Source organism: Streptomyces sp. NPDC048734 (assembly GCF_043198675.1).
Classification (GTDB): domain Bacteria; phylum Actinomycetota; class Actinomycetes; order Streptomycetales; family Streptomycetaceae; genus Streptomyces.
Window position 1 is genome coordinate 103025 of sequence record NZ_JBICUZ010000003.1, and the last position, 25056, is coordinate 128080.

Annotated in this window: 18 protein-coding genes and 1 pseudogene; 3 read left to right on the top strand and 16 right to left on the bottom strand. The window is 72.0% G+C overall.

Going from position 1 to position 25056, the window contains the following annotated elements:
- Positions 1 to 122: 122 nt before the first annotated feature.
- From tmk to bldG, 8 genes are all read right to left on the bottom strand, one after another.
- Positions 123 to 3326 (bottom strand): dTMP kinase, encoded by a 3204-nt coding sequence (gene tmk / locus ACGFQC_RS09500; protein WP_363087404.1) that lies wholly within the window; start codon positions 3324 to 3326, stop codon positions 123 to 125.
- A 124-nt stretch (positions 3327 to 3450) separates the two neighbouring features.
- Positions 3451 to 6279: a type I DNA topoisomerase gene (gene topA, locus ACGFQC_RS09505; protein ID WP_363087405.1), complete on the bottom strand. Its 2829-nt coding sequence runs from the start codon at positions 6277 to 6279 to the stop codon at positions 3451 to 3453.
- A 278-nt stretch (positions 6280 to 6557) separates the two neighbouring features.
- A complete protein-coding gene (locus ACGFQC_RS09510; RefSeq protein WP_363087406.1) occupies positions 6558 to 6755 on the bottom strand; it encodes a hypothetical protein in 198 nt (65 codons plus the stop codon).
- Positions 6756 to 7275: 520 nt separating this feature from the next.
- A complete protein-coding gene (locus ACGFQC_RS09515) occupies positions 7276 to 8793 on the bottom strand; it encodes a methyltransferase (RefSeq protein WP_363087407.1) in 1518 nt (505 codons plus the stop codon).
- A 56-nt stretch (positions 8794 to 8849) separates the two neighbouring features.
- Entirely contained in the window at positions 8850 to 9452 is a 603-nt protein-coding gene (locus tag ACGFQC_RS09520) for a small secreted protein (RefSeq protein WP_363087408.1), read from the bottom strand.
- 194 nt (positions 9453 to 9646) lie between these two features.
- The gene (locus ACGFQC_RS09525; protein WP_363087409.1) at positions 9647 to 12052 is read right to left on the bottom strand and encodes a sodium-translocating pyrophosphatase; all 2406 of its coding nucleotides are present in this window, start codon (positions 12050 to 12052) and stop codon (positions 9647 to 9649) included.
- A 326-nt stretch (positions 12053 to 12378) separates the two neighbouring features.
- Positions 12379 to 12810, bottom strand: coding sequence for an ATP-binding protein (locus ACGFQC_RS09530; RefSeq protein ID WP_363087410.1), 432 nt, complete (start codon positions 12808 to 12810; stop codon positions 12379 to 12381).
- A gap of 111 nt (positions 12811 to 12921) precedes the next feature.
- A complete protein-coding gene (gene bldG, locus ACGFQC_RS09535) occupies positions 12922 to 13263 on the bottom strand; it encodes an anti-sigma factor antagonist BldG (protein WP_009189842.1) in 342 nt (113 codons plus the stop codon).
- 81 nt (positions 13264 to 13344) lie between these two features.
- Here bldG and ACGFQC_RS09540 point away from each other — a divergent pair, with 81 nt between their 5' ends.
- A complete protein-coding gene (locus tag ACGFQC_RS09540) occupies positions 13345 to 15879 on the top strand; it encodes a DEAD/DEAH box helicase (RefSeq protein WP_363087411.1) in 2535 nt (844 codons plus the stop codon).
- Between the two features lie 62 nt (positions 15880 to 15941).
- Here ACGFQC_RS09540 and ACGFQC_RS09545 read toward each other — a convergent pair.
- The 7 genes and pseudogenes from ACGFQC_RS09545 to ssd form a co-directional block, all read right to left on the bottom strand.
- A pseudogene (locus ACGFQC_RS09545) lies at positions 15942 to 16289 on the bottom strand (Rv3654c family TadE-like protein); the annotation flags it as partial.
- Between the two features lie 143 nt (positions 16290 to 16432).
- A complete protein-coding gene (locus tag ACGFQC_RS09550; RefSeq protein ID WP_363087412.1) occupies positions 16433 to 16798 on the bottom strand; it encodes a TadE family type IV pilus minor pilin in 366 nt (121 codons plus the stop codon).
- 34 nt (positions 16799 to 16832) lie between these two features.
- A complete protein-coding gene (locus ACGFQC_RS09555) occupies positions 16833 to 17042 on the bottom strand; it encodes a DUF4244 domain-containing protein (protein ID WP_363087413.1) in 210 nt (69 codons plus the stop codon).
- Between the two features lie 229 nt (positions 17043 to 17271).
- A complete protein-coding gene (locus ACGFQC_RS09560; protein WP_363087414.1) occupies positions 17272 to 18057 on the bottom strand; it encodes a type II secretion system F family protein in 786 nt (261 codons plus the stop codon).
- Between the two features lie 87 nt (positions 18058 to 18144).
- Positions 18145 to 18990, bottom strand: coding sequence for a type II secretion system F family protein (locus ACGFQC_RS09565; protein WP_363087415.1), 846 nt, complete (start codon positions 18988 to 18990; stop codon positions 18145 to 18147).
- 7 nt (positions 18991 to 18997) lie between these two features.
- Positions 18998 to 20215 carry a TadA family conjugal transfer-associated ATPase gene (locus ACGFQC_RS09570; RefSeq protein WP_363087416.1) on the bottom strand — a complete coding sequence of 406 codons (1218 nt, stop codon included), beginning with the start codon at positions 20213 to 20215 and terminating at the stop codon, positions 18998 to 19000.
- A complete protein-coding gene (ssd, locus tag ACGFQC_RS09575; RefSeq protein ID WP_363087417.1) occupies positions 20212 to 21315 on the bottom strand; it encodes a septum site-determining protein Ssd in 1104 nt (367 codons plus the stop codon). Before ssd ends, ACGFQC_RS09570 begins: the two co-directional genes overlap by 4 nt.
- A 576-nt stretch (positions 21316 to 21891) precedes the next feature.
- Here ssd and ACGFQC_RS09580 point away from each other — a divergent pair.
- On the top strand, positions 21892 to 22728 hold the full coding sequence (locus tag ACGFQC_RS09580) for an HAD family hydrolase (RefSeq protein WP_363087418.1): 837 nt from the start codon (positions 21892 to 21894) through the stop codon (positions 22726 to 22728).
- Positions 22729 to 23115: 387 nt separating this feature from the next.
- Here the strand turns inward: ACGFQC_RS09580 and ACGFQC_RS09585 are convergent, their stop codons facing one another.
- Complete coding sequence (locus ACGFQC_RS09585) at positions 23116 to 23940, bottom strand: oxidoreductase (protein WP_363087419.1); 825 nt, start codon at positions 23938 to 23940, stop codon at positions 23116 to 23118.
- A gap of 101 nt (positions 23941 to 24041) precedes the next feature.
- Between ACGFQC_RS09585 and ACGFQC_RS09590 the strand changes: the two genes are divergently transcribed.
- Complete coding sequence (locus ACGFQC_RS09590) at positions 24042 to 25022, top strand: ATP-binding protein (protein WP_363087420.1); 981 nt, start codon at positions 24042 to 24044, stop codon at positions 25020 to 25022.
- Positions 25023 to 25056 lie beyond the last annotated feature (34 nt).

Genomic DNA, 25056 nt, shown 5'->3' on the forward strand with positions numbered 1-25056 from the left:
TTGCCGGTTCCATTGTGCGGGCAGCCACTGACAATGCGGTCCGGCGCTCACGGGCGTCAGCGGCGCCGGCCCCGTCCGGGGCAGGGACGGCAGCGCCGCCGGCCCCGCCCACGGCACCGGCGTCAGCGCCGCCGGCCCCGCCCGCGGCCCTCGTCGGAGTCGTCGTCCCGGTGCGGGCCCAGCAGCTCGTCCGCGAGCGACGGCAGGTCGTCCAGCGGCGTCTCCTCGGCCCAGTCCGAGCGCGGCCGCTGACGGGGCGCGCCCGTCTCGTCGACCTGCGGCAGCTCCCGCGTACTGTCCTCGGTCCCGTCCGGCCGCGCCGCGCGCTCGTCACGGAAGTACCCCCGCGGCACCCGGCCGTCGGGCTGCTCCGCGGAGACCGCGGGCAGTACGGCCGTCTCGTCCTCGGTGCTCCCGCCGCGCACCGGCGGCAGCACGGCCGTCTCGTCCGCGGCCCCGGCGGGCGCCGGCGGCTGCGGCAGCTCGGTCGTCACCTCGGCGTCCGACACCCGCGCCGCGGACTTCCCGGCGATCGGCGGCGTCGTGTCGGCCGCGTTCTCGACCGGATCCTTGTCCATCCGCACCGGGGGCAGCACGGCGGTGTCCTCGACCGGCCCGCCCGACGCGTTCGTCGGGGTGACCACCGGCGTGGGCTCGGTCGGCGCGTCCGGGGCGACCGCGGGCGTGGCGGGCGGGGCGGGCCGGAGCCGGGTCTGGGCCGCGGCGGCGGCCTGCTCCGCCGCGCGCCGCGCCTCCTCGGCCCGCAGCAGCGCCTCCTCGGCCTTGCGCTGCTTCTCCAGGCGCTGCGCCTCGGCCTCGGCGCGCAGCCGGGCCTCTTCCTCGGCCTGCTTGCGGCGCCGCTCCTCCTCCGCCTTGCGGCGGGCCTCCTCCTCGGCGCGGGCCTTCTCCTCCGCGAGGAGCCGCACCCGCTCCTCCTCGGCGCGCCGGCGCGCCTCCTCGGCACGCTGCCGGGCCTCCTCGGCCTGCCGCTCGGCCTCGCGCCGCTGCGCCTCCTCCAGCTCGCGCCGCTTGCGCTCCTCCTCCTCGGCGCGCAGCTTGGCGAGCTGCTCCTGACGCTCCCGCTCCAGGCGCTCCTCCTCGGCCTTGCGGGCGGCCTCCTCCTCGGCCTTGCGGCGGGCTTCCTCCTCGGCCTTGCGCCGCGCCTCCTCCCGGGCCTTGATCTCGGCCTCGGAGAGCGGCAGCACCCGGTCGAGCCGGTGGCGTACGACGGTGGTCACGGCCTCGGGCTCCTGGCCGGCGTCGACGACCAGGTAGCGGCCCGGGTCGGCGGCGGCCAGCGTGAGGAAGCCGGAACGCACGCGCGCGTGGAACTCGGCCGGCTCCGACTCCAGGCGGTCCGGCGCCTCCGTGAAGCGCTCGCGGGCGGTCTCCGGGGAGACGTCGAGCAGGATCGTCAGATGCGGCACGAGGCCGTTCGTCGCCCAGCGCGAGATCCTCGCGATCTCGGTCGGGGACAGGTCACGGCCGGCTCCCTGGTAGGCCACGGACGAGTCGATGTACCGGTCGGTGATGACGACCGCGCCGCGCTCCAGGGCGGGCCGGACGACGGTGTCGACGTGCTCCGCGCGGTCCGCCGCGTACAGCAGGGCCTCCGCCCGGTGCGACAGACCGGCGCTGGAGACGTCGAGCAGGATCGACCGCAGCCGCTTGCCCACGGGCGTGGCGCCCGGCTCGCGCGTGAGGACGACCTCGTGGCCCTTGGCCCTGATCCACTCGGCGAGGGCCTCTGCCTGGGTGGACTTGCCGGCGCCGTCGCCGCCCTCCAGGGCGATGAAGAAACCGTTCGTCGTGGGTGCCTGCACCGGGTCGTCGCCGCCGAGCACCGCGTCCCGCAGGTCGTTGCGCAGGGGGACGCCGGAGCGGTCGTCGACCTTGGCGAGCACCAGCGCGGCCACCGGCAGCAGCAGCGCGCCGACCAGCATGAGCGTGAAGGCGGCTCCGCCGTGGGCGAAGACGAACTTGCCGTTCTCCAGCCGGTGCGGCCCGATCAGCGCCGCCACCAGCGGGGCGATCAGGGCGCCGAGCGCCACCAGCACCCGTACGACCGTGTGCAGGTGCTCCGTGAAGCGCGTGCGGCGCTGGTCCTCGGTCTCCTGGTCGAGCAGCGCGTGCCCGGTGTTGGCGGCGACGCCCGCGCCGGCACCTGCCAGGGCCGTGATCAGCAGCACGGTGGTGACGTCCGGGACCAGTCCGGCCGCGAGCAGGGCCACGCCGGTGAAGGCGATCGCCAGCGCGAGCAGCCGGCGCCGCGACAGCGTCACCAGCACCTTCGGCGCCGTACGGACGCCGACGGCGACGCCGCCGGTCAGCGCGAGCACGAGCAGCCCGTACAGCACCGGGCCACCGCCCAGGTCCGTGGCGTGCAGCACCGCCACGGCGACGGCGGCGGAGATCGCCCCGGCCACGGCGGCGCAGGCCAGGACCAGTACCGGAATGGCGCCGGTGCGCCCCGCGTCGGCACCGGTGGCCGTCCGCGGACGGCGCAGCCCCTCGAGCGGGGACCGCGCGCGGGGGGTACGGGTGCCGGGCAGTTCGAGGAAGACCACGACGGACAGGGAGCCGGCGAACAGCCCGCCCGCGACGTACGAGGCGAGGGCCGCCTGGTGCTGGCCGAACCAGTCGATGCCGGCGCCCAGAAGGTTGTTGAACAGTGCGGCGACGACCAGGGTGACGGCCGCCAGCGGGATCGCGAGGAAGGTGGTCCGCAGGGACAGCCGGCGCAGGGCGTCCATGTGGTCGGGCAGCGGCCGTACCGTCGCGCCCTCCAGCGGCGGGGCGGGCAGCAGCGCGGGGGCGGCACCCTCGCGGGCGACCGTCCAGAAGCGCTCGGCGACACCGGTCACGAAGACGGTGACCAGCAGCAGCGCCAGGGCGTCGTCGGGCGTCCAGTCGATCCACAGGGGCGCGACGATCAGCAGGGCGGCCCGCACACCGTCCGCGCCGACCATGGTCCAGCGGCGGTCCAGCGGTCCGTCCGGCGAGGTGAGGGAGGTCAGCGGACCGAGGAGGACGGCGCCGAACAGCACGGTGGCGAGCACCCGGACCGCGAAGACGATCGCGACCGCGAACGCCACGCCCCGGTAGCCGCCGCCGAACGCGCCCTCGGCGATGGCCGCTTGGAGGGCGAGGAGGACGAGCACCAGGAGGGCGAGGGCGTCACCGACGCCGCTCACCAACTGTGCGCTCCACAGCCGCCTGAGCTGCGGCTCACGCAACAGTGCGCGTACGGCGCGCTCTCGGGAGTCCGCCACCAGGGCGTCGTCCGGGGCCGGCGGGTGGGCCGTTGGCTGCTCGGCTCGCGTCATGCTTTCAGCCTATCGGCAGCCACCGACGGCCCGGAGAGCCCGTCCACACCTACGTCCGCCCCGACACCAAAGTGATGCCGGGGCGTGCGTTTTGTGAACGGCTTCCGGGGAACCGCGGCGCGGCTCAGTCCTCCGGAGCCGCCGTCGAGGCCGCCTTGGACGCCGTCGCCTTCTTCGTCGCGGTCTTGGTCGCGATCTTCTTCGCGGCCGTGGCCGTCTTCGCGGCGGTCTTCTTGGCAGCCGTCTTCTTGGCCGGCGCGGCCTTCTTCGCGGGCGCCTTCTTCGCCGTCTTCTTGGCGGGCCCCTTCGCCCGCTTCTCGGCGAGCAGTTCGTAGCCGCGCTCCGGGGTGATCTCCTCGACGCTGTCGCCGGAGCGCAGGGTCGCGTTGGTCTCCCCGTCGGTGACGTACGGCCCGAAGCGACCGTCCTTGACGACGACCGGCTTCTGGCTGACCGGGTCCTGGCCCAGCTCCTTCAGGGGCGGCTTGGCCGCGGCCCTGCCGCGCTGCTTGGGCTGGGAGTAGATCTCCAGCGCCTCTTCGAGCGTGATCGTGAAGAGCTGGTCCTCGCTCTGGAGCGACCGCGAGTCCGTGCCCTTCTTGAGGTACGGGCCGTAGCGGCCGTTCTGCGCGGTGATCTCCACGCCCTCGGCGTCCGTGCCGACGACGCGCGGCAGCGACATCAGCCTGAGGGCGTCCTCCAGCGTGACGGTGTCCAGCGACATCGTCTTGAACAGCGAGGCCGTGCGCGGCTTGACGGCGTTCTTGCCCGTCTTCGGGGTGCCCTCGGGGAGCACCTCCGTGACGTACGGGCCGTAGCGGCCCGCCCGGGCGATGATCTGACGGCCCGTCTGCGGATCGGCGCCCAGCTCGAAGTCGCCGCTCGGCTTGGCGAGCAGTTCCTCCGCGTACTCGACGCTCAGCTCGTCCGGGGCGAGGTCCTCGGGGACGTCGGCCCGCTGGTGGTTCTCGGAGTCCTTCTCGCCGCGCTCGATGTAGGGACCGTAGCGGCCGACCCGCAGCACGATGCCGCTGCCCACGGGGAACGACGACACCTCGCGCGCGTCGATCGCGCCCAGGTCGGTCACCAGTTCCTTGAGGCCGCCGAGGTGGTCCCCGTCACCGTTGCCCGCCTCGGCCGCTCCGCCGGTGCCCGTGCCCTCGCCGAAGTAGAACCGCTTCAGCCACGGCACGGCCTGTGCCTCACCGCGGGCGATGCGGTCGAGGTCGTCCTCCATCCTGGCGGTGAAGTCGTAGTCGACGAGCCGCCCGAAGTGCTTCTCCAGGAGGTTGACCACGGCGAAGGAGAGGAACGACGGGACGAGCGCCGTGCCCTTCTTGAAGACGTAACCGCGGTCGAGGATCGTGCCGATGATCGACGCGTACGTCGACGGGCGGCCGATCTCGCGCTCTTCCAGCTCCTTGACCAGCGAGGCCTCGGTGTAGCGGGCCGGGGGCTTGGTGGCGTGCCCGTCGACCGTGATCTCCTCGGCGGTGAGCGCGTCGCCCTCGCCGACCTGGGGGAGACGACGCTCGCGGTCGTCCAGTTCGGCGTTCGGGTCGTCGGCGCCTTCGACGTAGGCCTTCAGGAAGCCGTGGAAGGTGATCGTCTTGCCGGAGGCGCCGAACTCGACGTCCCGGCCGTCGGCGGCGGTGCCACCGATCTTCACCGAGACGCTGTTGCCGGTCGCGTCCTTCATCTGGGAGGCGACGGTCCGCTTCCAGATCAGCTCGTACAGCTTGAACTGGTCGCCGGTCAGGCCGGTCTCGGCAGGCGTGCGGAAACGATCACCCGAGGGGCGGATCGCCTCGTGCGCCTCCTGCGCGTTCTTGACCTTCCCGGCGTACGTCCGCGGCTGCGCCGGCAGGTAGTCGGCGCCGTACAGCTGCGTGACCTGGGCGCGGGCGGCGTTGACCGCCGTGTCCGACAGGGTCGTGGAGTCCGTACGCATGTAGGTGATGAAGCCGTTCTCGTACAGCTTCTGAGCCACCTGCATGGTCGCCTTCGCACCGAAGCCCAGCTTTCGCGAGGCCTCCTGCTGGAGCGTCGTCGTACGGAACGGGGCGTACGGCGAGCGCCGGTACGGCTTCGACTCGACGGACCGCACCGAGAACCGGGTGTTCTCCAGGGCGGCGGCCAGCGCGCGGGCGGCGGCCTCGTCGAGGTGGAGGGTGTTCGCGCTCTTGATCTGTCCCAGGGAGTCGAAGTCACGGCCCTGCGCGACCCTCCTGCCGTCGACGCTCTGGAGGCGGGCCACCAGCGACGACGGGTCCGACGAGTCTCCCGCCCGGCCGGTCAGGAAGGTGCCCGTCAGGTCCCAGTACTCGGCGGAACGGAAGGCGATGCGCTCGCGCTCCCGCTCCACGACGAGTCGGGTGGCGACGGACTGCACCCGGCCCGCCGACAGCTTCGGCATGACCTTCTTCCACAGGACCGGCGAGACCTCGTAGCCGTAGAGACGGTCGAGGATGCGGCGGGTCTCCTGGGCGTCGACCAGCTTCTGGTTCAGCTCGCGAGGGTTGGCCACGGCGGCCTGGATCGCGGCCTTGGTGATCTCGTGGAAGACCATCCGCTTGACCGGGACCTTGGGCTTGAGCACCTCCTGGAGGTGCCAGGCGATCGCTTCGCCCTCGCGGTCCTCATCGGTGGCGAGGAACAGCTCGTCGGAGTCCTTCAGCAGGTCCTTGAGCTTCTTGACCTGGGCCCTCTTGTCGGCATTGACCACGTAGACGGGCTGGAAGTCGTGATCGACGTCCACGCCGAGGCGGCGGACCTCACCGGTGTACTTCTCCGGCACCTCCGCGGCACCGTTGGGGAGGTCGCGGATGTGCCCGACGCTCGCCTCGACAACGTATCCGGGGCCGAGATAGCCCTTGATCGTCTTCGCCTTGGCAGGCGACTCGACGATGACGAGTCGGCGGCCGCCCTTCGCGGTCTCGCTGGTCGGGGACAACTTCGCTCTTCTCTCCGGTCGACTCTGGGGCCTCCCCAGGCCTTGCTCCCGGGGTCGGGTCATGGTGACGCTGCGGAGTGTGACGGTACATCCCGCCCCCGTGTCAAACGGGAAAAGCCCGCAACGGCCACTCGAACGGTAACCCGACTACCGCCATTCCTGCCGCCCGGAGTGTCCACCGGCTCTTTTCCGCGCACCGGAGCGGCGTCTGTCGGTTATCCTCCGCCGACCCCTTGCGCGGATCTCACCAGGGCATGGACTAGATCCCCGGAAGCGGTTCAGACGCGGGCGAGGCACCAGGCGCCGACGGCGAGCGCGACGACCGCGGTGAGCGTCGCGACGGTCGCCGATGCGACAGGGCTCACCCCCTGGGCGACGGGCTGCCGCTGCCGCACGCGCACCGCGGTCCACACGAGCAGACCGCCCCCGAGCAGCGCGAACACCATCCCGGTGAAGATCGCCGGTCCACTCTCCATGATCGCCCGCGCTCCTTCTCTCCCACCCGCGCGTGTCCCGTCGCCCGGAGACTGGCACGCACGGGCAGCGCCCGGACGAACCCGAGGTGAACGCCGGGCCCACGGACGGGGGCGACGGGTCGCCGGCGGGTCGTACGGCGGCCGGGGCGAGCGGCGGGCACGAGCGGCGGGCACGAGCGGTGGGCGCGAGAAGCAGCTGCGAGGAGCGGGCGTGAGCGGCACATGCGACGGTCCTCACATCCGTCCAGGACGCGCGGCCCTCTTTGTCCGGGCGGCCGGGCAGAGAGGCGATCGGTCGGGCGACCGGGCGGCGACGGCCTCCGCGCCGGGTGAGCACCCGTGGCACCTCGAATTCGATGCCGCGGATCCCGGTCTTCCCGGTGCCGCCGTTCTCCCCCGCCGTTCTCCCCCGCCGTTCTCGTCCCACCGCTTTTCCGTGATCCGTGAGCACGGTTCGGCCGCCGGTGATCGCGAAGTGCCGGTGAGAGAAAGATGTTGACCTGTTTAGCTCCCAGGCGGCTCAGGCCGGCTCGAGGAATCCCTGTTCCACCAGCAGTCTGATCTGCGCGGGCGTACGGTCGCGGAGCAGGACGGGGTCCTCGCCGACGAGCTGCGCGATGGCGTCCAGGATCCGGCCCGCGCTCAGCGAGCCGTCGCACACGCCGGCGAACCCGGCGCCCACCGTGTCCACCTTGGTGGCGCGGCGCATGCCGCGGTGCTGGCGCAGCACCACGTGCTCCGGGTCCTCGGCGCCGGGCAGCCCGACCTGCTCCTGCACGACCTCCGCGGCGAGCCGGAAGTTCCCCGCCAGCAGGGCCGCGTCGTCGTGCCCGCGCAGGTAGTCGACCCGCTCGAAGTGGGCCCTGACCGTGTCGCCGAGCGGCTGCTCGATGGAGTGCGGCCACTCCTCCACGGTGATGACGGGCTCGTCGGACGCCGTCCTGCGCAGGGTGATCCAGCCGAAGCCGACGGCCTTCACCTTGCGCGCCTCGAACTCCTCGAGCCACGCGTCGTACCGCGCGCGGTACTCCGCCGGGTCGCCCTGGTGGTCACCGGCGTCCCTGAGCCACAGCTCGGCGTACTGCGTGACGTCCTGCACCTCGCGCTGCACGATCCACGCGTCGCATCCGCGCGGCACCCACGACCTGAGTCTGTCCTGCCAGTCCTCCCCTTCGACGTGCTGCCAGTTGGCGAGGAACTGCGCGAACCCGCCCACGTTCAGCCGTTCCCCCGCTCCCTGAACGAGCGAGCGGCACAGATCGTCCCCGCTCATCCCGCCGTCGCGGTACGTCAGCCGGGCCCCCGGAGAGATCACGAACGGCGGGTTGGACACGATCAGGTCGAACGTCTCGTCGTCGCGGACCGGTTCGAACAGCGAACCCTCGCGCAGATCGGCGGCGGGCGCGCCGGACAGGGCCAGGGTGAGCGCGGTGATGTGCAACGCGCGCGGGTTGAGGTCCGTCGCCGTCACGCGCGTGGCGTGCCGGGCGGCGTGCAGGGCCTGGATCCCGGAGCCGGTGCCCAGGTCCAGCGCGGCGGAGACCGGGGTGCGGACGGTGATCCCGGCGAGCGTGGTGGACGCCCCGCCGACGCCCAGGACGACACCCTCGGCGCGGCTGCCGACGCCGCCGGCCCCGCCGACGGCGCAGCCGAGGTCGGACACGATGAACCAGTCCTCGCCGTCCGGCCCGCCGTAGGGGCGTACGTCCACGGTCGCGGCGACGTCGTCCGCGCCCGCGCGCGTCAGCCAGCCGGTCTCCACGCACGCGTGCACGGGCAGCACGTCCTCCACGCGCGCGTACGGCACCGGCTGCTGGAGCAGGAAGAGACGGACGAGCGTCTCCAGTGGCGTGTCCCCGCGGGTCGCGCGCAGCGCGGGCACGGTCTCGCTGCGCGCGAGGGCCGCGTACGCGGGGGCGCCGAGCAGGTCGAGGAGGCCGTCGGCGGTGAAGGAGGCCGCGAGCAGGGTCTCGCGCAGCCGGGCGGCGACGTCGGGGTGGCCGGCGGAGGGCAGGGGGGACAGGGTGGCGTTACTCACGCCCCCATTGTGTCCCGCGGGCGGGCCGCGCGCCCCGCCCCGGCCGGCCCCGGCCGTCAGCTGGTCGTGGCCCCGGCCGACGACGAGGCCGCCACCTTCTTGCAGCTGTCCTGCTGGGCCATGGCGGACTTGACGTCGCCCTCCTCGAGTTTCTTCAGCGCGGTGTTGCCGCTCTTGCTGAGCTTGCCGAGTTCGGTGGCGATGTCCTGGAGTCCGTCGGCGAACTTCCCCTGGTCCTTCGTGTCGAGCGCGTCGACCTGCTTCTTCAGGCCGGCGTAGGAGGTGGACAGGCCGTTCAGGGCGGTCACGGCGTCCTGCTTCTTCTTCTCGCCGCCCTCGACACCGGGCGGCGGCCCCGCCTTCTGGATGGCCTGCGCGAGCGCCTTGTAGGCATCGGACATGTCCTGGAAGGCCTGGGAGTCGGTCTTCTGGACATTCGCCGGGGCGTTGTTGTCGGTGGCGGCACTCTTGATCGCGGCGTTGGCCGCGTCGACCTTCGCGTCCTGGGCGGGCAGCGCGTCGCAGACCTGTTTGGCCCAGGCGTCGAGTTCCTTGTCGCCGTCGTCGCTGCTGCTGCATCCCGACAACGCCAGTACGAGTACCGCACCGCCGGACAGTGCGGCCGCGAGCTTCTTGTTCACCGGATCGGTCCCTTCCATGGCTCTCGGCCCCGGAACATACACGCCGACCGGGTGACAACCCCAGAACGAATGTCCGCTATGAAAATAAATGAAGCCATTTATACCAAGAGAGAGAAGGCTCACGACCCGGGCCCGCGCGCAGCGGGGCGGGCGGACGACGCGTCACCACGTGCCGTCCGCCCGCCCTTTGAGCTGCGGGCCGTTCCCGGCCCCTACGAAACCACCGCCGGATCCGTGGACTTGGCCGGTTCGGCGGCGTTGTCCTCGTCACCCATGGCGATGCCGCGCCGCTTGGAGACGTAGACCGCGCCGACGATCACCACGAGCGCGAGGACCGCGATCGCGACCCGTACGCCGAGGTTCTCGTCGTCGCCGTAGCTGAACTCGATCACCGCGGGCGCGATGAGCAGCGCCACCAGGTTCATGACCTTCAGCAGTGGGTTGATCGCGGGTCCCGCGGTGTCCTTGAAGGGGTCGCCGACGGTGTCGCCGATGACGGTCGCCGCGTGGGCCTCGCTGCCCTTGCCGCCGTGGTGGCCGTCCTCGACGAGCTTCTTGGCGTTGTCCCAGGCACCGCCGGAGTTGGCGAGGAACACCGCCATCAGCGTGCCCGCGCCGATCGCGCCCGCGAGGAACGCGCCGAGGGCGCCGACGCCGAGCGTGAACCCGACGAAGATCGGCGCCAGCACCGCGAGCAGTCCGGGCGTGGCGAGTTCCCGCAGGGCGTCCCTGGTGCAGATGTCGACGACCTTGCCGTACTCGGGCTTCTCGCTGTAGTCCATGATCCCGGGCTTCTCCCGGAACTGCCGCCGCACCTCGTAGACCACGGAACCCGCCGAACGCGACACCGCGTTGATCGCCAGCCCCGAGAAGAGGAAGACGACCGCCGCGCCCGCGATCAGGCCGACCAGGTTGTTGGGCTGCGAGATGTCCATCATGAGGGTCATCGGCGCGCCGTCCCCGGAGAGCTTCTCGCCGACGTCCCGCGCGCCGGTGGTGATGGCGTCGCGGTACGACCCGAAGAGCGCCGACGCGGCCAGCACGGCCGTGGCGATGGCGATGCCCTTGGTGATGGCCTTGGTGGTGTTGCCGACGGCGTCGAGGTTGGTGAGCACCTGCGCCCCCGCCCCCTCCACGTCGCCGGACATCTCGGCGATGCCCTGCGCATTGTCGGAGACGGGTCCGAAGGTGTCCATCGCGACGATCACACCGACCGTGGTGAGCAGGCCGGTGCCGGCCAGCGCCACCGCGAACAGCGCCAGCATGATCGACGTACCGCCGAGCAGGAACGCCCCGTACACGCCCAGGCCGATCAGCAGGGCGGTGTACACGGCCGACTCGAGGCCGACGGAGATGCCGGCGAGGACGACGGTGGCCGGACCGGTCAGCGAGCTCTTGCCGATGTCGCGCACCGGGCGGCGCGTGGTCTCGGTGAAGTAACCGGTCAACTGCTGGATGACGGCGGCCAGGACGATGCCGATCGCCACGGCGACGACGGCCAGGACGCGCGGGTCGCCGTCCTTGCCCAGGATCGCCGCGTCGGTGACGCCGTCCAGGTCGGCGTACCTGCCGGGGAGGTAGACGAACACGGCCACGGCGACCAGCACGAGCGAGATCACCGCGGAGATGAAGAAGCCCCGGTTGATCGCGGACATGCCACTGCGGTCGGAGCGGCGCGGCGCCACCGCGAAGATGCCGATCATGGCCGTGATCACACCGATCGCGGGCACGAGCAGTGGGAAGGCGAGGCCGGCGTCGCCGAAGGCCACCTTGCCGAGGATCAGCGCGGCGACCAGCGTCACGGCGTACGACTCGAAGAGGTCGGCCGCCATGCCCGCGCAGTCACCGACGTTGTCGCCCACGTTGTCGGCGATGGTCGCGGCGTTGCGCGGATCGTCCTCCGGGATGCCCTTCTCGACCTTGCCGACCAGGTCGGCACCGACGTCGGCGGCCTTGGTGAAGATGCCGCCGCCGACCCTCATGAACATCGCGATGAGCGCCGCGCCGAGACCGAAGCCCTCCAGCACCTTCGGCGCGTCGGCCGCGTACACCAGCACCACGCACGAGGCGCCGAGCAGACCGAGCCCGACCGTGAACATGCCGACCACGCCGCCCGTGCGAAATGCGATCTTCATCGCTTTGTGCGAAACGGCCGTGAGATCCTTTTCCGGTTCCCCTTCCGCCGGAGTCGCTTCCCGGGCCGCGGCGGCGACCCGCACATTGCTGCGCACGGCGAGCCACATGCCGATATAGCCGGTGCCCGCCGAGAACGCCGCGCCGACCAGGAAGAAGATAGATCGTCCGGCACGTTGATTCCAGTCGTCCGCGGGCAGCAGCATGAGCAGGAAGAACACCACGACTGCGAATACGCCGAGTGTGCGCAACTGCCGGGTCAGGTAGGCGTTGGCGCCCTCCTGGATCGCCGCCGCGATCTTCTTCATGCTCTCGGTGCCCTCGCCCGCCGCGAGCACCTGGCGCAGCAGCACGCCCGCGACCACGAGCGCGGCCAGTGCGACGAACCCGATGACCACCACGAGGAGTCGGTTGCCGTCGGTCAGCACTGCGGCCGCGAGGGTTGTGGAGTGGTCCAACCGATGAGGGAGAGAAAGCCCCGCCATTCGTCCTCCTTGACGCTTGGGCTGAGCTCAAGATGTGGACGGATTCTAGGTACCGGAACCTGATCAAAACAGTGTGCGGCAAACGGAATTCGCCTTCGCGCGAAAATCCGTCACGGTAATGCCCTCAAAGCATTGTCGTTCGTGAATGGATTCACGAAAATCCGGCAAGATTCACTTGTCCGCCCGGCAAGATTCACTTTTTCAAGATTCACTTGCTGGCACCACTGTAAGCGCGCCGTCGCACCTGCGCACATGCCGAAGGGCCCCACCTCGTGGGGCCCTTCGGGTACGCGTGTGTCCGGTGGGCCGGACGGGGAGCGCCGGGGTCAGCCGAGCGCCGCGGCCGACGGCGCGGTCGGCCACGTCATGCGGATCAGCCCGCCGTGTTCGCCGGCGGTCACCTCCACGTCGTCGACGAGGCCGCTGATGACCGCGAGGCCCATCTCGTCCTCCTCGACGTCCGCGTCGACTTCACCGGAGCCCGGCACCCGGTCGCCGGGCGCGACGCGCGGAGCCTCGTCGCCCACCTCGATGGAGAACTGCTTCTCCTCCTCGATGAGCGACACCTTCACCGGGGCGGTGATGCCACCGCTCTGATGGAGTCCGACGGCACGGGAGCAGGCTTCACCGACGGCGAGCCGGACCTCGTCGAGAACGGCCTCGTCCACTCCGGACCTGCGCGCCACCGCTGCCGCCACCAGTCGGGCGGTCCTGACGTGCTCGGGCAGCGCGCTGAAGCGGAGCTCAACGGTGGCCATGCATCCCCCTCGGAACTACGGGCGTGCTGTCGGGGGGCCGGGCTGCCGAAAGCCCGGTACCCCGGTGTGTTCAACTGGGCCGTCCGGGCCACACGGGCCCGGACGGGGTGGTCAGTCGGTGGCCGCGACCGCTTCGTCGACCGAGGTGTGAATCGGGAACACCTTGGTCAGACCGGTGATGCGGAAGATCTTCAGAATGCGCTCCTGGTTGCAGACCAGGCGCAGCGAGCCCTCATGGGCACGCACCCGCTTCAAGCCACCGACCAGCACGCCGAGCCCGGTGGAGTCGAGGAAGTCCACGCCCTCCATGTCGACGACAAGGTGGAAATTGCCGTCGTTCACCAGCTCGACCAGCTGCTCGCGCAACTTGGGCGCGGTATATACGTCGATTTCGCCACCGACCTCGACGACCGTACGATCGCCGACGGTACGGGTCGACAGGGACAGGTCCACGGATCCTCCAGCACCTTGCTATCGAGCGGTCGTCCCTCGGAACACCTGAGCAGGAGCCCCCGGGACGGTACGCCAGCCGCGATGGCATTCAATCACTTACCGGCAGGCGTGCACGACGCCTTGGCTCCATTGTCCGTCACGCCAGTGACACACTCGGTGCCGATGGCCAAGAATCACCGATCCGATCGATCCCCGGCACAGCCCGCGCCCCGCCTGTCGCCGGGCCGGATCCTGGACCGGCTCGCCCCGGGACCGAGCCGGGCGTCGCGCATCACTCATACGGAGCATGTGCCCCCGCGCGCGGGCCGCCATGCCGTCTGGCCTGACCGGATTCGTCCGGAGGTCGTCGCGGCCCTGCAGGCCTGCGGCATCGAGCATCCCTGGGCGCACCAGGCCGCGGCCGCGGAGCACGCCCTGGACGGCGAGTCGGTGGTCGTCGCGACCGGAACCGCCTCAGGCAAGTCTTTGGCATATCTCGTACCGGTCCTGTCCACCCTCCTGGACGGCTCCCAGGCGCCGAACGGGCGTGGCGCCACGGCGCTGTACCTCGCGCCGACCAAGGCGCTGGCGGCGGACCAGTGCCGATCCGTGAAGGAACTTTCACAACCGCTGGGCACCGCGGTACGCCCGGCGGTGTACGACGGCGACACGCCGGTCGAGGAACGCGAGTGGATCCGCCAGTACGCCAACTACGTCCTCACCAACCCGGACATGCTGCACCGCGGCATCCTGCCGTCCCACCCCCGCTGGTCCTCCTTCCTGAAATCGCTGAAGTACGTCGTCATCGACGAGTGCCACACCTACCGCGGCGTGTTCGGCTCCCACGTGGCCCAGGTGCTGCGCCGCCTGCGCCGCCTGTGCGCCCGCTACGGCGCCTCCCCCGTCTTCCTGCTGGCCTCCGCGACGTCCGCCGAGCCCTCGGTGGCCGCCGGCCGCCTCACCGGCCTCCCGGTGGTCGAGGTAGCCGACGACGCCTCACCACGCGGCGAACTGGTGTTCGCCCTCTGGGAGCCGCCGCTCACCGAGATGCGGGGCGAGAGGGGCGCTCCCGTCCGCCGCACCGCCACCGCCGAGACCGCTGAACTCCTGACCGACCTGGCCGTCCAGGGCGTCCGCACCGTGGCTTTCGTCCGCTCCCGGCGCGGCGCGGAGCTGATCTCCCTCATCGCCCAGGAACGCCTCGCCGAGGTGGACCGCTCACTGTCCGGGCGTGTCGCGGCCTACCGCGGCGGCTACCTCCCCGAGGAACGCCGTGCTCTGGAGCAAGCCCTGCACTCGGGTGAACTCCTCGGTCTGGCCGCCACGACCGCCCTCGAACTCGGGATCGACGTCTCGGGTCTGGACGCCGTCCTCATCGCCGGATACCCCGGTACCCGCGCCTCGCTGTGGCAGCAGGCAGGGCGGGCGGGACGATCGGGTCAGGGAGCGCTGGCCGTGCTGGTCGCCCGGGACGACCCGCTGGACACCTTCCTCGTCCACCACCCGGAAGCCCTGTTCGACCGACCGGTGGAATCGACCGTCCTGGACCCCGACAACCCCTACGTCCTCGCCCCGCACCTGTGCGCGGCCGCCGCCGAACTCCCCCTCACCGAAGAGGACCTGGCACTGTTCGGCCCCGAGACCGAGGCACTGCTGCCCCAGTTGGAGGCCGCGAGACTGCTGCGCCGCCGGACGAAGGCCTGGCACTGGACCCGCCGCGAGCGGGCCGCCGACCTCACGGACATCCGGGGCGGAGGCGGCCGCCCGGTCCAGATCGTCGAGTCCGGCACGGGCCGTCTGCTCGGCACGGTCGACGAAGGCGCCGCCCACTCGACCGTTCACGGGGGAGCGGTCCATCTGCACCAGGGCCGCACCTACCTGGTGCGCTCCCTGGACCTGGAGGACTCGGTGGCCCTGGTCGAAGAGGCTAATCCGCCGTACACGACGGTCGCCCGCGACACGACGGCGATCTCCGTGCTGGAGACGGACGTCGAAATCCCCTGGGGTGAAGGCCGGTTGTGCTACGGCTCCGTCGAAGTCACCAACCAGGTGGTCTCCTTCCTGCGCCGACGCGTCATCACCGGTGAAGTACTGGGCGAGTCGAAGCTCGACCTCCCTCCTCGTACGCTGCGTACGCGGGCCGTGTGGTGGACGGTCACCGAGGACCAACTGGACGCCGCCCGCATCAATCCCGAGATCCTCGGTGGAGCCCTGCACGCCGCCGAGCACGCGTCCATCGGCATGCTGCCCCTCTTCGCGACCTGCGACCGCTGGGACATCGGCGGCGTCTCGATCCCCCTGCACCCCGACACCCTCCTCCCCACGGTCTTCGTCTACGACGGCCATCCCGGCGGCGCGGGCTTCGCCGAACGTGCCTTCCACACGGCCCGTTCCTGGCTGACGGCCACCCGCCAGGCCATCGCCTCCTGCGAGTGCGAGGCCGGCTGCCCGTCCTGCATCCAGTCCCCCAAGTGCGGCAACGGCAACGACCCTCTGCACAAGAGAGGCGCGCTCAGGCTCCTGACGGAACTGCTGCGGGGCGCGCCGGCGGAGGACGGCGGGACGGCGAAGGACGACAGCCCGGTGGAGAACGGCGGGACGGCGGAGGAGAGGGAGTCGGGAGAGCGGACGGAGTAGGCGGTGCGGCGCGGGGCCGCCCTGGGGCGGGGCAGGGAGGCCACCGTCGCCTCCCCCGGCAGCGCCGGCCCCGCAGGTCCCGCCCGGGCCCGGACCTCCACCGTGAACGGTCCCCGTCCCGCCGCCGCCGTCACGTCCGCCACCTCCCCCACCACCACGCACCGCACCAACCGTGCGCCCTGTGCCCGCGCCAACCGGTCCGCGCGGGCGCAGGCCGCCTCGGTGCCGTCCGTCCAGTGGTCCGCGGCCGCGAGTGCCGCGAGGTCGGCACCCCCGGCGGCACGGTGCCGGGCCAGGACAGCCTGCCCGAGGGCGAGTACGGCGCCGAAGACCACACACAGCACGGCGAGCACAGCGAGAGTCCATACGGTCGCGGATCCACGGTCGGTCCGACCTCGGCTCCGTGCCACGAGACCGCCCCTCCAGCCGTGGAGCCCCTCCCCTCCCGGGGGTGTCCCACGGGCAGGAGCGCCGACACCGCCTCCCCTCCAGCGCCGATGTCCGGCAGCGCCGCGGCCCGCCCGGAAACGCGCGGCACCTCCCCCGCATCCCCTCACGGTCCCGCCTCCGATCCGGCCCCGGCACCGCCGCCGTCCACCGTGATCCCCGCGTCCTCCGCCGCCGCCACGGCTTCCTCCCGTACCTCGAACGGCAACCCGCGCAGCACCGGCGGCCTCGCCACGACCACCACCCGGACCTGGTCCCCCTCCCGGGTGACCGACACCCGCGCCCCACGCGGTGCCGTCGCCCGCGTCACCTTCACGACCGCGTCGGCCGGGTCCTGCCGGGCGGCGGCCCGGGCGCCGGTCCTGGCCGCGTCCACGCACTGGATCTGGGCGGCCATGACCAGCAACCCCCAGACCAGCGCCATGGCGAACGCCACCAGCACCGGCAGCACCACGGCCGCCTCCGCCGTCACGAACCCCCGGTCCCCGCCTCGCGGCCGGTTCCGCTCACGTGCCCGCACTGAGTGCCCGCTTCACGATGTCCTGCAGCTCCGCCGCGACCGCCCCGCTCGTCACGACCTGGTAGAGGGCCACGGCGAACGCCACCGCCGCAACGATCCCCATCGCGTACTCGGACGTCACCATCCCCGCGTCCCTCCGCGCCACACGCACCCGGCGCACCAGGAAACGCAGCCTCGCTCGTACTGCCTTGCTCATTTCGACCCCCGTGAGTCTCGATCCCACTCATCGATGACCGGTCCCCGTGGACCAGCCGAACTGCTTGACCTGTTCGACCTGCTCGACCTGCTTCAGCCGCCTCCCTTGCCGTGCTTCTCCAACCGCTTGCACTCACAGGACGGCCCCGCCGACCGCCTTACCCGGCATCGTCGGCATCGTCGGCATCACCGGCCGGGACCGACTGACCCGGCCGCCCGTCAGATCCCCCTCACGGCCCACCCCCTCCCAGCACCCCGCCCGCCAGGCCGATCACGACGGGAACGATGCCCACGGCGATGAAGGCCGGCAGGAAGCACAGCCCCACCGGTGCGGTGACCATGACGGCGGCTCGTCGGGCGCGGGCCGTGCCGGCGCGGGCCCAGTCGGCGCGGGCGTCGGCCGCGATCCGGGCAACCGGCACCGCCGCCGGGAGACCGGACACGTCGGCGCGCTCCAGCAGCCGGGCCAGCGCCTCCGCCCCGGGCGCCGCTGCCAACCTCCGCCAGGCACTCGCGGGTTCACCTCCCAGACGCACCTCGGCGGCACCACGTGCCAACGCTCCTCCGACAGGCCCGTCGAGTGCTTCCCCCACGGCTTGTGCCGCGATCACCGGCCCCGCCCCCGCCGCGATGCACGCGGCCAGCAGATCGGCCGCGAGCGGCAGCTGCCGGGCCGCGGCCCGCACGTCGGCCTCACTCATCGACTCCGTCGTCTGCCGCCTGCGGCGCCACCACCACAGCACCGCCGCCCCGGTCAGCCCCAGGCCGAGACCGGCGATCCCACCGCCCAGCATCCACCCGGCCCCCACCGCTGCCGCCTCCGGCAGCCACCGGCGTACGGCCTCCCGCACCCCAGGCCGCGGACTCTGCGGCTCTGCCGAGCGGGCCAGCACCTCGGCGAGCCGCAGCCTCGCCCGCCGCCGTCGCCGCAAGGTGTCCGCGCACCGCACCGCCCACCCGAGGGCCATGGCGATTCCCACGGCCACCCCCAGCCTGTGGAGAACTTCCGCACTCATCCCGCCTCCCTCCCACTCGTTCGTCCTCCGGCCGCCTCACCCGGACGACCGCCGTAAACCCGCCTCGCACCCCCTCTTCCCCTCACCTCAAGCCCCCTCCGCACCCCGCATGATCCGCAGCGCCCACCACATCCCCAGCCCCTCCAGCACCCCACCGACGAGCAGGCACCCGAGGCCGGCCCCGGTGTGCAGCAGGACCTGCAGTGGGTCCGCGCCGAGTGCCGTGCCCAGGAGGAGGCCCAGGACCGGCAAGCCGGCAAGCATCACCGTGGTGGATCGGGCCCCAGCCAACTGAGCCATCAGGTCGGCGCGTTGGTCGCGTTCGGCGCGCAACGCCCCTTCTAGGCGGTCGAGTCCGACCGCAAGCCCCGCTCCCTGGTCCACGGCCACCCGCCAGCACGCCGCGAGCCCCAACAGACCGTCGGCCCCGGGCTGCCGTGCCGCACCGGTCAGCGCGCCGGGCACATCACCACCGAACCGGGCGGCCGCCAGCACGGCCGCCTGGGCCTCGCCGAGCCCTCCCGAGTCGCGTGCGGCGCGCTGCAAGGCCTCACCGGGTTGCCTCCCGGAGCGCACCTCCCCGGCGAGCGCCGCGCACAGCGCGATCACCGCGTCAGCCCGGCGTTCGCCCGCCCGCCGCGCCGACCGGGCCCGCCGCGCACGGCGCAGCAGGGGTACCCCTGCCGCCCCCGCGGCGACCGGCAGCACCGAGCCGCCGAGCACGGCCACAAGCAGTCCGACGACCGGTGACCACCACTCGGGCCGCCAGCGTCCACGCGCGCGCCGCAGATCGTGCGCCAGGTCCTGCCATGACGGTGGCCCACTGCCGGCCACCTCGCCCCCGGCCAGCAGCAACTGCGCCCGCCGAAGCACCGAGTACGGTCCGCACCACAGCAGGACCGCCACCCCGGCACAGGCAACGGCCGCGCTCATCGGCACCTCACCCATTCCGCCTGTCACGCTCACGGCTCCCCTCACTCCTCTCGCATCGCAGCAGCTCCCTCAACCGCTCCCAGCCGCGCTCGTACGCGAACGCATCCGACTGCCACCGCAGCGCCGGCACGGTCCGCACCAGCCCCGAGGGGTCCCGCTCCAGCACATGCACCTCGGCGATCCGCCTTCGCCCGGCCGGGTCGCGCACAAGGTGCAGCACCACGGACAGTGCGGCCGCCAACTGACTGTGCAGAGCCGCCCGGTCGAGCCCGGCCGCCGTGCCCAGCGCCTCCAGCCGGGCGGGAACGTCGGCGGCGGCATTCGCGTGGACCGTGCCGCACCCGCCCTCGTGGCCGGTGTTGAGCGCGGCCAGCAGATGGACGACCTCCGCTCCGCGCACCTCGCCCACGACCAGCCGATCCGGCCGCATCCGCAGCGCCTGCCGCACCAGGTCCTCGAGCGTGACCAGCCCGGCGCCCTCCTGGTTGGCCGGCCTGGTCTCCAGCCGGACGACGTGCGGGTGGTCAGGCCGCAGTTCCGCCGAGTCCTCCGCCAGCACGATCCGCTCCCCCGGCCCGACCAGGCCCAGCAGCGCGCTGAGCAGAGTCGTCTTGCCGGTGCCGGTGCCTCCGCTGACCAGGAAGGACAGACGGGCCCGCAGCAGTGCTCGCAGCACCTCGTCCCCACCCGGCGGAACCGTGCCCGCGGCCACGAGTTCGTCCAGGGTGAACGCCCGCGGCCGTACCACTCGCAGCGCCAGACAGGTGCAGCCGACGGCCACCGGGGGCAGTACGGCGTGCAGCCTGGTTCCGTCGGGCAGCCGCGCGTCGGCCCAGGGCCGGGCGTCGTCCAGGCGGCGTCCGGCCACCGCGGCCAAACGCTGCGCGAGGCGCCGCACGGCGGACGCGTCCGGGAAGGAGACGGCGGTCAGCTCCAGGCCACCGCCCCGGTCCACCCAGACCCGGTCAGGGGCCGACACCAGGACGTCCGTCACGGACGGGTCGGCGAGCAGTGGCTCCAGCGGGCCGCTGCCGACCAACTCGGACCGCAGTTGCTCGGCCGCCCCCAGCACTTCCGCGTCCCCGAGAACACGCCCCTGTTCGCGCAACGCCTGCGCCACGCGTGCGGGTGTCGGTTCGGCTCCGCTCTCGGCGAGCCACTGCCGTACGCCGTCGAGGAGTGCGCCGGATCCTCGCGGGCGGTCGAGCCGGGGCACAGTGCTCATACGGCGCCCGCCTCGGTCAGCGCCCGCTCCCAGAACTCCTTGCAGAAACGGGCGAGCGGTCCGCGCGCGGACCCACCGGGCGGTGCCTTGCCGCCGTCCGGGCGCAGCAGGCCGGACTCGACGGGCACCTCGCCGGCCAACGGCAGTCCGAGGAGGCGGGACACTTCACGGTCGTCGAGTCCGGGGGCGTACGGACCGCGTACCGCCACCCTCAGGTCGCGCAGGACCATGCCGACGGCGGACGCGACGCGTCCGGCCGCCGCGACGGCGCGCAGTTCGGCGGGGACCACGAGGAGGCCGACGTCGAGCTGGGCGAGGACCTCGGCGACCCCGTCGTCGATGCGCCGCGGCAGGTCGACGACGACCGTGCCGCCGCGGCGGCGGGCGGCGGCGAGCACTGCCCGCACGGCCTGTGGCGGGACGGCGACACAGTCACCGCGGTCCCAGCTGAGCACGCGCAGCTGATGCAGTGCGGGCAGCGACTCTTCCAGGGCTCCACCGCCGACGCGCCCTCGTGAGGCGGCGAATGCCGGCCAGCGCAGACCTTCGACGGTCTCACCGCCGAGCAGTACGTCGAGTCCGCCGCCCAGTGGATCCGCGTCCACCAGGAGGGTGCGCAGTCCCTCACGCGCGGAGGTGACGGCGAGAGCACAGGCGAGCGTGGACGCTCCGGCCCCGCCGCGCCCGCCGACGACTCCCACGGTGAGGGCGGGCCGCCCGACGCCCTCGGCGACGTCGGCGATCCGGTCGACGAGCCACTGCTCGCCGTCGGGGAGCACCAGGACGTGGTCGGCGCCGATCTCGACGGCCCTGCGCCACACCCCTGAGTCGTCCTGATCGTGCCCCACGAGGACCACTCCGCGGCGGCGGACCGCGCCACGCACGCGGCGTGCGGCGTCGTCACCGACCAGGACGAGCGGCGCGGACTCCCAGCCGCCCCGCTGCGCGGGCACCGAGTGGTGCACCTCGGGTGTGGCACCGGCCGCGGCGCACAGCCGCAGCAGGTCGTCGAGGAGTGCCGCGTCCTCGGTGACGATCAGTGGCCTGCCCTGCCGCCCTCCGACGGCGGGCGGCGGGTCGTGTGTGACGGCTCCGGTCACGGTTTTCCTCCCCCTTCGCCGCGTGACGCGCAGTCCTCTGCGGCCCCGCGAATCCCGTACGTGTGAAGAACCGGCACCCGGTCTCCATATGAAGGTCCGCCGGAAACCGGCTCGGGCGCCCGGCAAACGGAACCGGCCCGGAACTCGGCGTGAGCGAACGTGTGGGATTCACGGTGCAACGAAGCCGGAAATCGTGTGGATCTTGGTGGATAACTGTGGACCAGTGGGGAGTTGTGAATATCACCGTCACCCGTACCAGTGAGCGCCGTCCGCCCTGCGCAGGGCGCCCGCGGAGCAGCCAGCCAACTACACAGGGTGACAGGTCGTGGACGTGCCGAAGGGGCGACCTTCGTCGCGTCGACAGGGGAACGGCTCCGCACAGAGGGGGAAAATCCGTCCGGACATGCGACGACCCCCGCCGGGGGGGAGAGCGGGGGTCGTCTCCACGGCCGACTCGGGGGGGGAGGAGTCGGACCGGGTTAGCACGGTCGCGAACGATCCGTGACTTCCATGGTGTACCCGAGAGCCTTCTCAGGCAAACCCACACGCCGACCTTACGCCGAATGAGCTGCCCCTATGCTCAAGGGTGTGGAAAACCACTCCTTGCCCCGTACAGCGGCCTTCTTTGACCTGGACAAGACGGTCATTGCGAAGTCGAGCACACTCACCTTCAGCAAGTCCTTCTACCAAGGCGGGCTGATCAACCGCAGGGCGGCCTTGCGTACCGCGTATGCGCAGTTCGTCTTCCTCGTCGGCGGTATGGACCACGACCAGATGGAGCGGACTCGCGAGTACCTCTCCGCGATGGTCCGCGGCTGGAACGTCCGACAGGTGAAGGAGATCGTCGCCGAGACCCTTCACGATCTGATCGACCCGCTCATCTATGACGAGGCGGCCTCCCTGATCGAGCGGCACCACACCGCCGGCCGCGACGTCGTGATCGTGTCCACATCGGGCGCCGAAGTGGTCGAGCCGATCGGCGAGCTGCTCGGCGCGGACCGCGTGGTCGCCACCCGGATGGTCGTGGGCGAGGACGGCTGCTTCACCGGGGAGGTGGAGTACTACGCATACGGCCCGACCAAGGCCGAGGCCGTCAGGGAACTGGCGGAGTCCGAGGGCTACGACCTCGCGCGTTGTTACGCCTACAGCGACTCGGCGACCGACCTGCCGATGCTGGAGGCGGTCGGTCATCCACACGCCGTGAATCCGGACCGTGCGCTGCGCCGTGAGGCCGTCGCGCGCGGATGGCCGATCCTGGACTTCCACCGGCCGGTGCGCCTCAAGCAGCGGATTCCGGGGTTCTCCGTCCCGCCCCGTCCGGCGCTCGTCGCGGTGGCGGCGATGGGAGCCGCGGCGGCCACGGCGGGTCTGGTCTGGTACGCCAGCCGACGGCGGGCGGCGGCGACCGTCTGAGCCGCGATCACGCGCGGCCCTCCGCGACCGATTACCACCTGTTTGAGAGTAAAAGTAAAGAACGGACGCCAGCACTTCCGCTTACCGGGGTCCTGGAGTACAAAGGAGTCAACGGCCCGCGAGACCAAGGACATCCGAGAGGATCACCTTAATACCGCATTTGGCCCCACGGACCGAAGCATGAACACCGAGCACCCACGCGACGTCGACCCGTCGATTACGGGCCAGCCGCACCAGGTGACGGGCGAAGTTCCCGACCTGATGGGCATATATCGAGGACGCTTGGTAACCCGGTGAACATGCCAGCGGCGGTACGAGACCTCGTACCGCCGCAACTCTTCTCCGGCTTCTTCCGGGGTGCCCGGCTCCCTCGGGGGCGCCTTTCCGTCACGCCGCCCCGCGCTGAAGCGCCTCGCACACCGCTGTCGACTCGCGGGCCCCCAGTTCCACCGCCCTGCCGCAGTGGGCGATCCAGGCCGCCATGCCTTCCGGGGTACCGGAGACATAGCCGTCGAGGGCCGCGAGGTAGGCCGCCCGGCCCAGTTCCGCATGGCCCACCTCGGCGGGGCAGACCGCCTTGGGGTCGAGGCCGCTGCCGATCAGCACGATGCGCTCGGCGGCGCGTGCCACCAGGCCGTTGTGCGAGGCGAAGGGCCGCAGGGCGAGGAGTTCGCCGTGGACGACGGCGGCGGTGACCAGAGCAGGCGCGGAACTCCCCGCGAGGATCAGCTCGGACAGCCCCTCCAGCCTGCCGGAAACCTCGTCCGCACTCGGCTGGGGCAGCTCGATCAGCGGCTCTGCGACCGCCTCACCCGACCGCCTGGGCCGCCCCACCTCGTCGCCGTCGGTAGCCGCGGCGACCAGGTGCAGCCGCGCCAGCACCCGCAGGGGCGACTGCCGCCAGATGGACAGCAACTGGCCCGCCTCGGCGGTCAGCCGCAGCGCCGCGCCGACGACCCGTGCCTCGTCGTCGGCTCCGAAGTCGCTGCGTCGGCGCACCTCCTCCAGGACCCAGTCCGCCCCGGACAGCGCCGCCGAGCCGCGGGAGCCACGCAGGGCGGCCTCGGAGGTGATCGCCGCGCTGCGTCGCCGCATGACGCGGTGCCCGTAGACGCGGTCCACGGCTTTGCGCACGGTCTCGACGGAGTCGGCCACCCCGGGCAGCGATCCCAGGGCTGCGAGCGGATCGGCGGTAGCGCCTGTCGTACTCATGAGTACGACACTACGCAACAGAGGCACGGACCCCACGAAGGAGTGGTCTTCTTCACGCGGGAGCGCGACGCAACGCGTATGCGGCACTACTCTTGGTGAACATGAAAATTGCTTTCGTCGGGAAGGGCGGCAGCGGCAAGACCACGCTGTCCTCCCTCTTCGTCCGTCATCTCGCGGCCGGCGGCGCGCCGGTGATCGCGGTCGACGCGGACATCAACCAGCACCTGGGCGCCGCACTCGGGCTCGACGAGGCAGCGGCCGCGGCGCTGCCCGCGATGGGGGACCGACTGCCGCTGATCAAGGACTACCTGCGCGGCTCCAACCCCCGCATCGCCTCCACCGAGACAATGATCAAGACGACCCCGCCCGGCGAGGGTTCGCGGCTGCTGCGGGTGTCGGAGGACAACCCGGTGTACGACGCGTGCGCCCGGCCGGTGGAACTCGACGGCGGTGCCGTCCGTTTGATGGTCACGGGCCCCTTCACGGACGCCGACCTGGGGGTCGCCTGCTACCACTCCAAGACGGGAGCGGTGGAGCTGTGCCTGAACCACCTGGTGGACGGCCGCGACGAGTACGTGGTCGTCGACATGACAGCGGGCTCGGACTCCTTCGCCTCCGGCATGTTCACCCGTTTCGACATCACGTTCCTCGTCGCCGAGCCGACCCGGAGGGGGATCTCCGTCTATCGCCAGTACAAGGAGTACGCCCGTGACTTCGGCGTCGAGCTGAGGGTGGTGGGCAACAAGGTCCAGGGCCAGGACGACCTCGACTTCCTCCGCGCCGAGGTCGGGGACGACCTGCTCGTGACGGTCGGCCACTCGGACTGGGTGCGCGCCATGGAGAAGGGCCGGCCGCCCCGGTTCGACGCCCTGGAGGACGCCAACCGCCGCGCGCTGGATCTGCTGCGGGCGACCGCCGACTCGGCGTACGAGCGGCGCGACTGGGGGCGCTACACACGCCAGATGGTCCACTTCCACCTGAAGAACGCCCAGTCGTGGGGGAACGAGCGGACGGGGGCCGACCTGGCTGCGCAGATCGACCCCGGCTTCGTCCTCGGCGAGAGCCTGACCGCCTCGGTGTGACGGTCGCGCGGGCCGGTCCCGCGCGCCCCCGCCC

What these genes read in the sequence shown, in the direction of transcription:
- tmk (WP_363087404.1), bottom strand. Translation starts at nt 3,326, where the DNA reads ATGACGCGAGCCGAGCAGCCAACGGCCCACCCGCCGGCCCCGGACGAC.
- ACGFQC_RS09510 (WP_363087406.1), bottom strand. Translation starts at nt 6,755, where the DNA reads ATGGAGAGTGGACCGGCGATCTTCACCGGGATGGTGTTCGCGCTGCTC.
- ACGFQC_RS09520 (WP_363087408.1), bottom strand. Translation starts at nt 9,452, where the DNA reads ATGGAAGGGACCGATCCGGTGAACAAGAAGCTCGCGGCCGCACTGTCC.
- ACGFQC_RS09525 (WP_363087409.1), bottom strand. Translation starts at nt 12,052, where the DNA reads ATGGCGGGGCTTTCTCTCCCTCATCGGTTGGACCACTCCACAACCCTC.
- ACGFQC_RS09530 (WP_363087410.1), bottom strand. Translation starts at nt 12,810, where the DNA reads ATGGCCACCGTTGAGCTCCGCTTCAGCGCGCTGCCCGAGCACGTCAGG.
- ACGFQC_RS09540 (WP_363087411.1), top strand. Translation starts at nt 13,345, where the DNA reads ATGGCATTCAATCACTTACCGGCAGGCGTGCACGACGCCTTGGCTCCA.
- ACGFQC_RS09555 (WP_363087413.1), bottom strand. Translation starts at nt 17,042, where the DNA reads ATGAGCAAGGCAGTACGAGCGAGGCTGCGTTTCCTGGTGCGCCGGGTG.
- ACGFQC_RS09560 (WP_363087414.1), bottom strand. Translation starts at nt 18,057, where the DNA reads ATGAGTGCGGAAGTTCTCCACAGGCTGGGGGTGGCCGTGGGAATCGCC.
- ACGFQC_RS09565 (WP_363087415.1), bottom strand. Translation starts at nt 18,990, where the DNA reads ATGAGCGCGGCCGTTGCCTGTGCCGGGGTGGCGGTCCTGCTGTGGTGC.
- ACGFQC_RS09570 (WP_363087416.1), bottom strand. Translation starts at nt 20,215, where the DNA reads ATGAGCACTGTGCCCCGGCTCGACCGCCCGCGAGGATCCGGCGCACTC.
- ACGFQC_RS09580 (WP_363087418.1), top strand. Translation starts at nt 21,892, where the DNA reads ATGCTCAAGGGTGTGGAAAACCACTCCTTGCCCCGTACAGCGGCCTTC.
- ACGFQC_RS09585 (WP_363087419.1), bottom strand. Translation starts at nt 23,940, where the DNA reads ATGAGTACGACAGGCGCTACCGCCGATCCGCTCGCAGCCCTGGGATCG.
- ACGFQC_RS09590 (WP_363087420.1), top strand. Translation starts at nt 24,042, where the DNA reads ATGAAAATTGCTTTCGTCGGGAAGGGCGGCAGCGGCAAGACCACGCTG.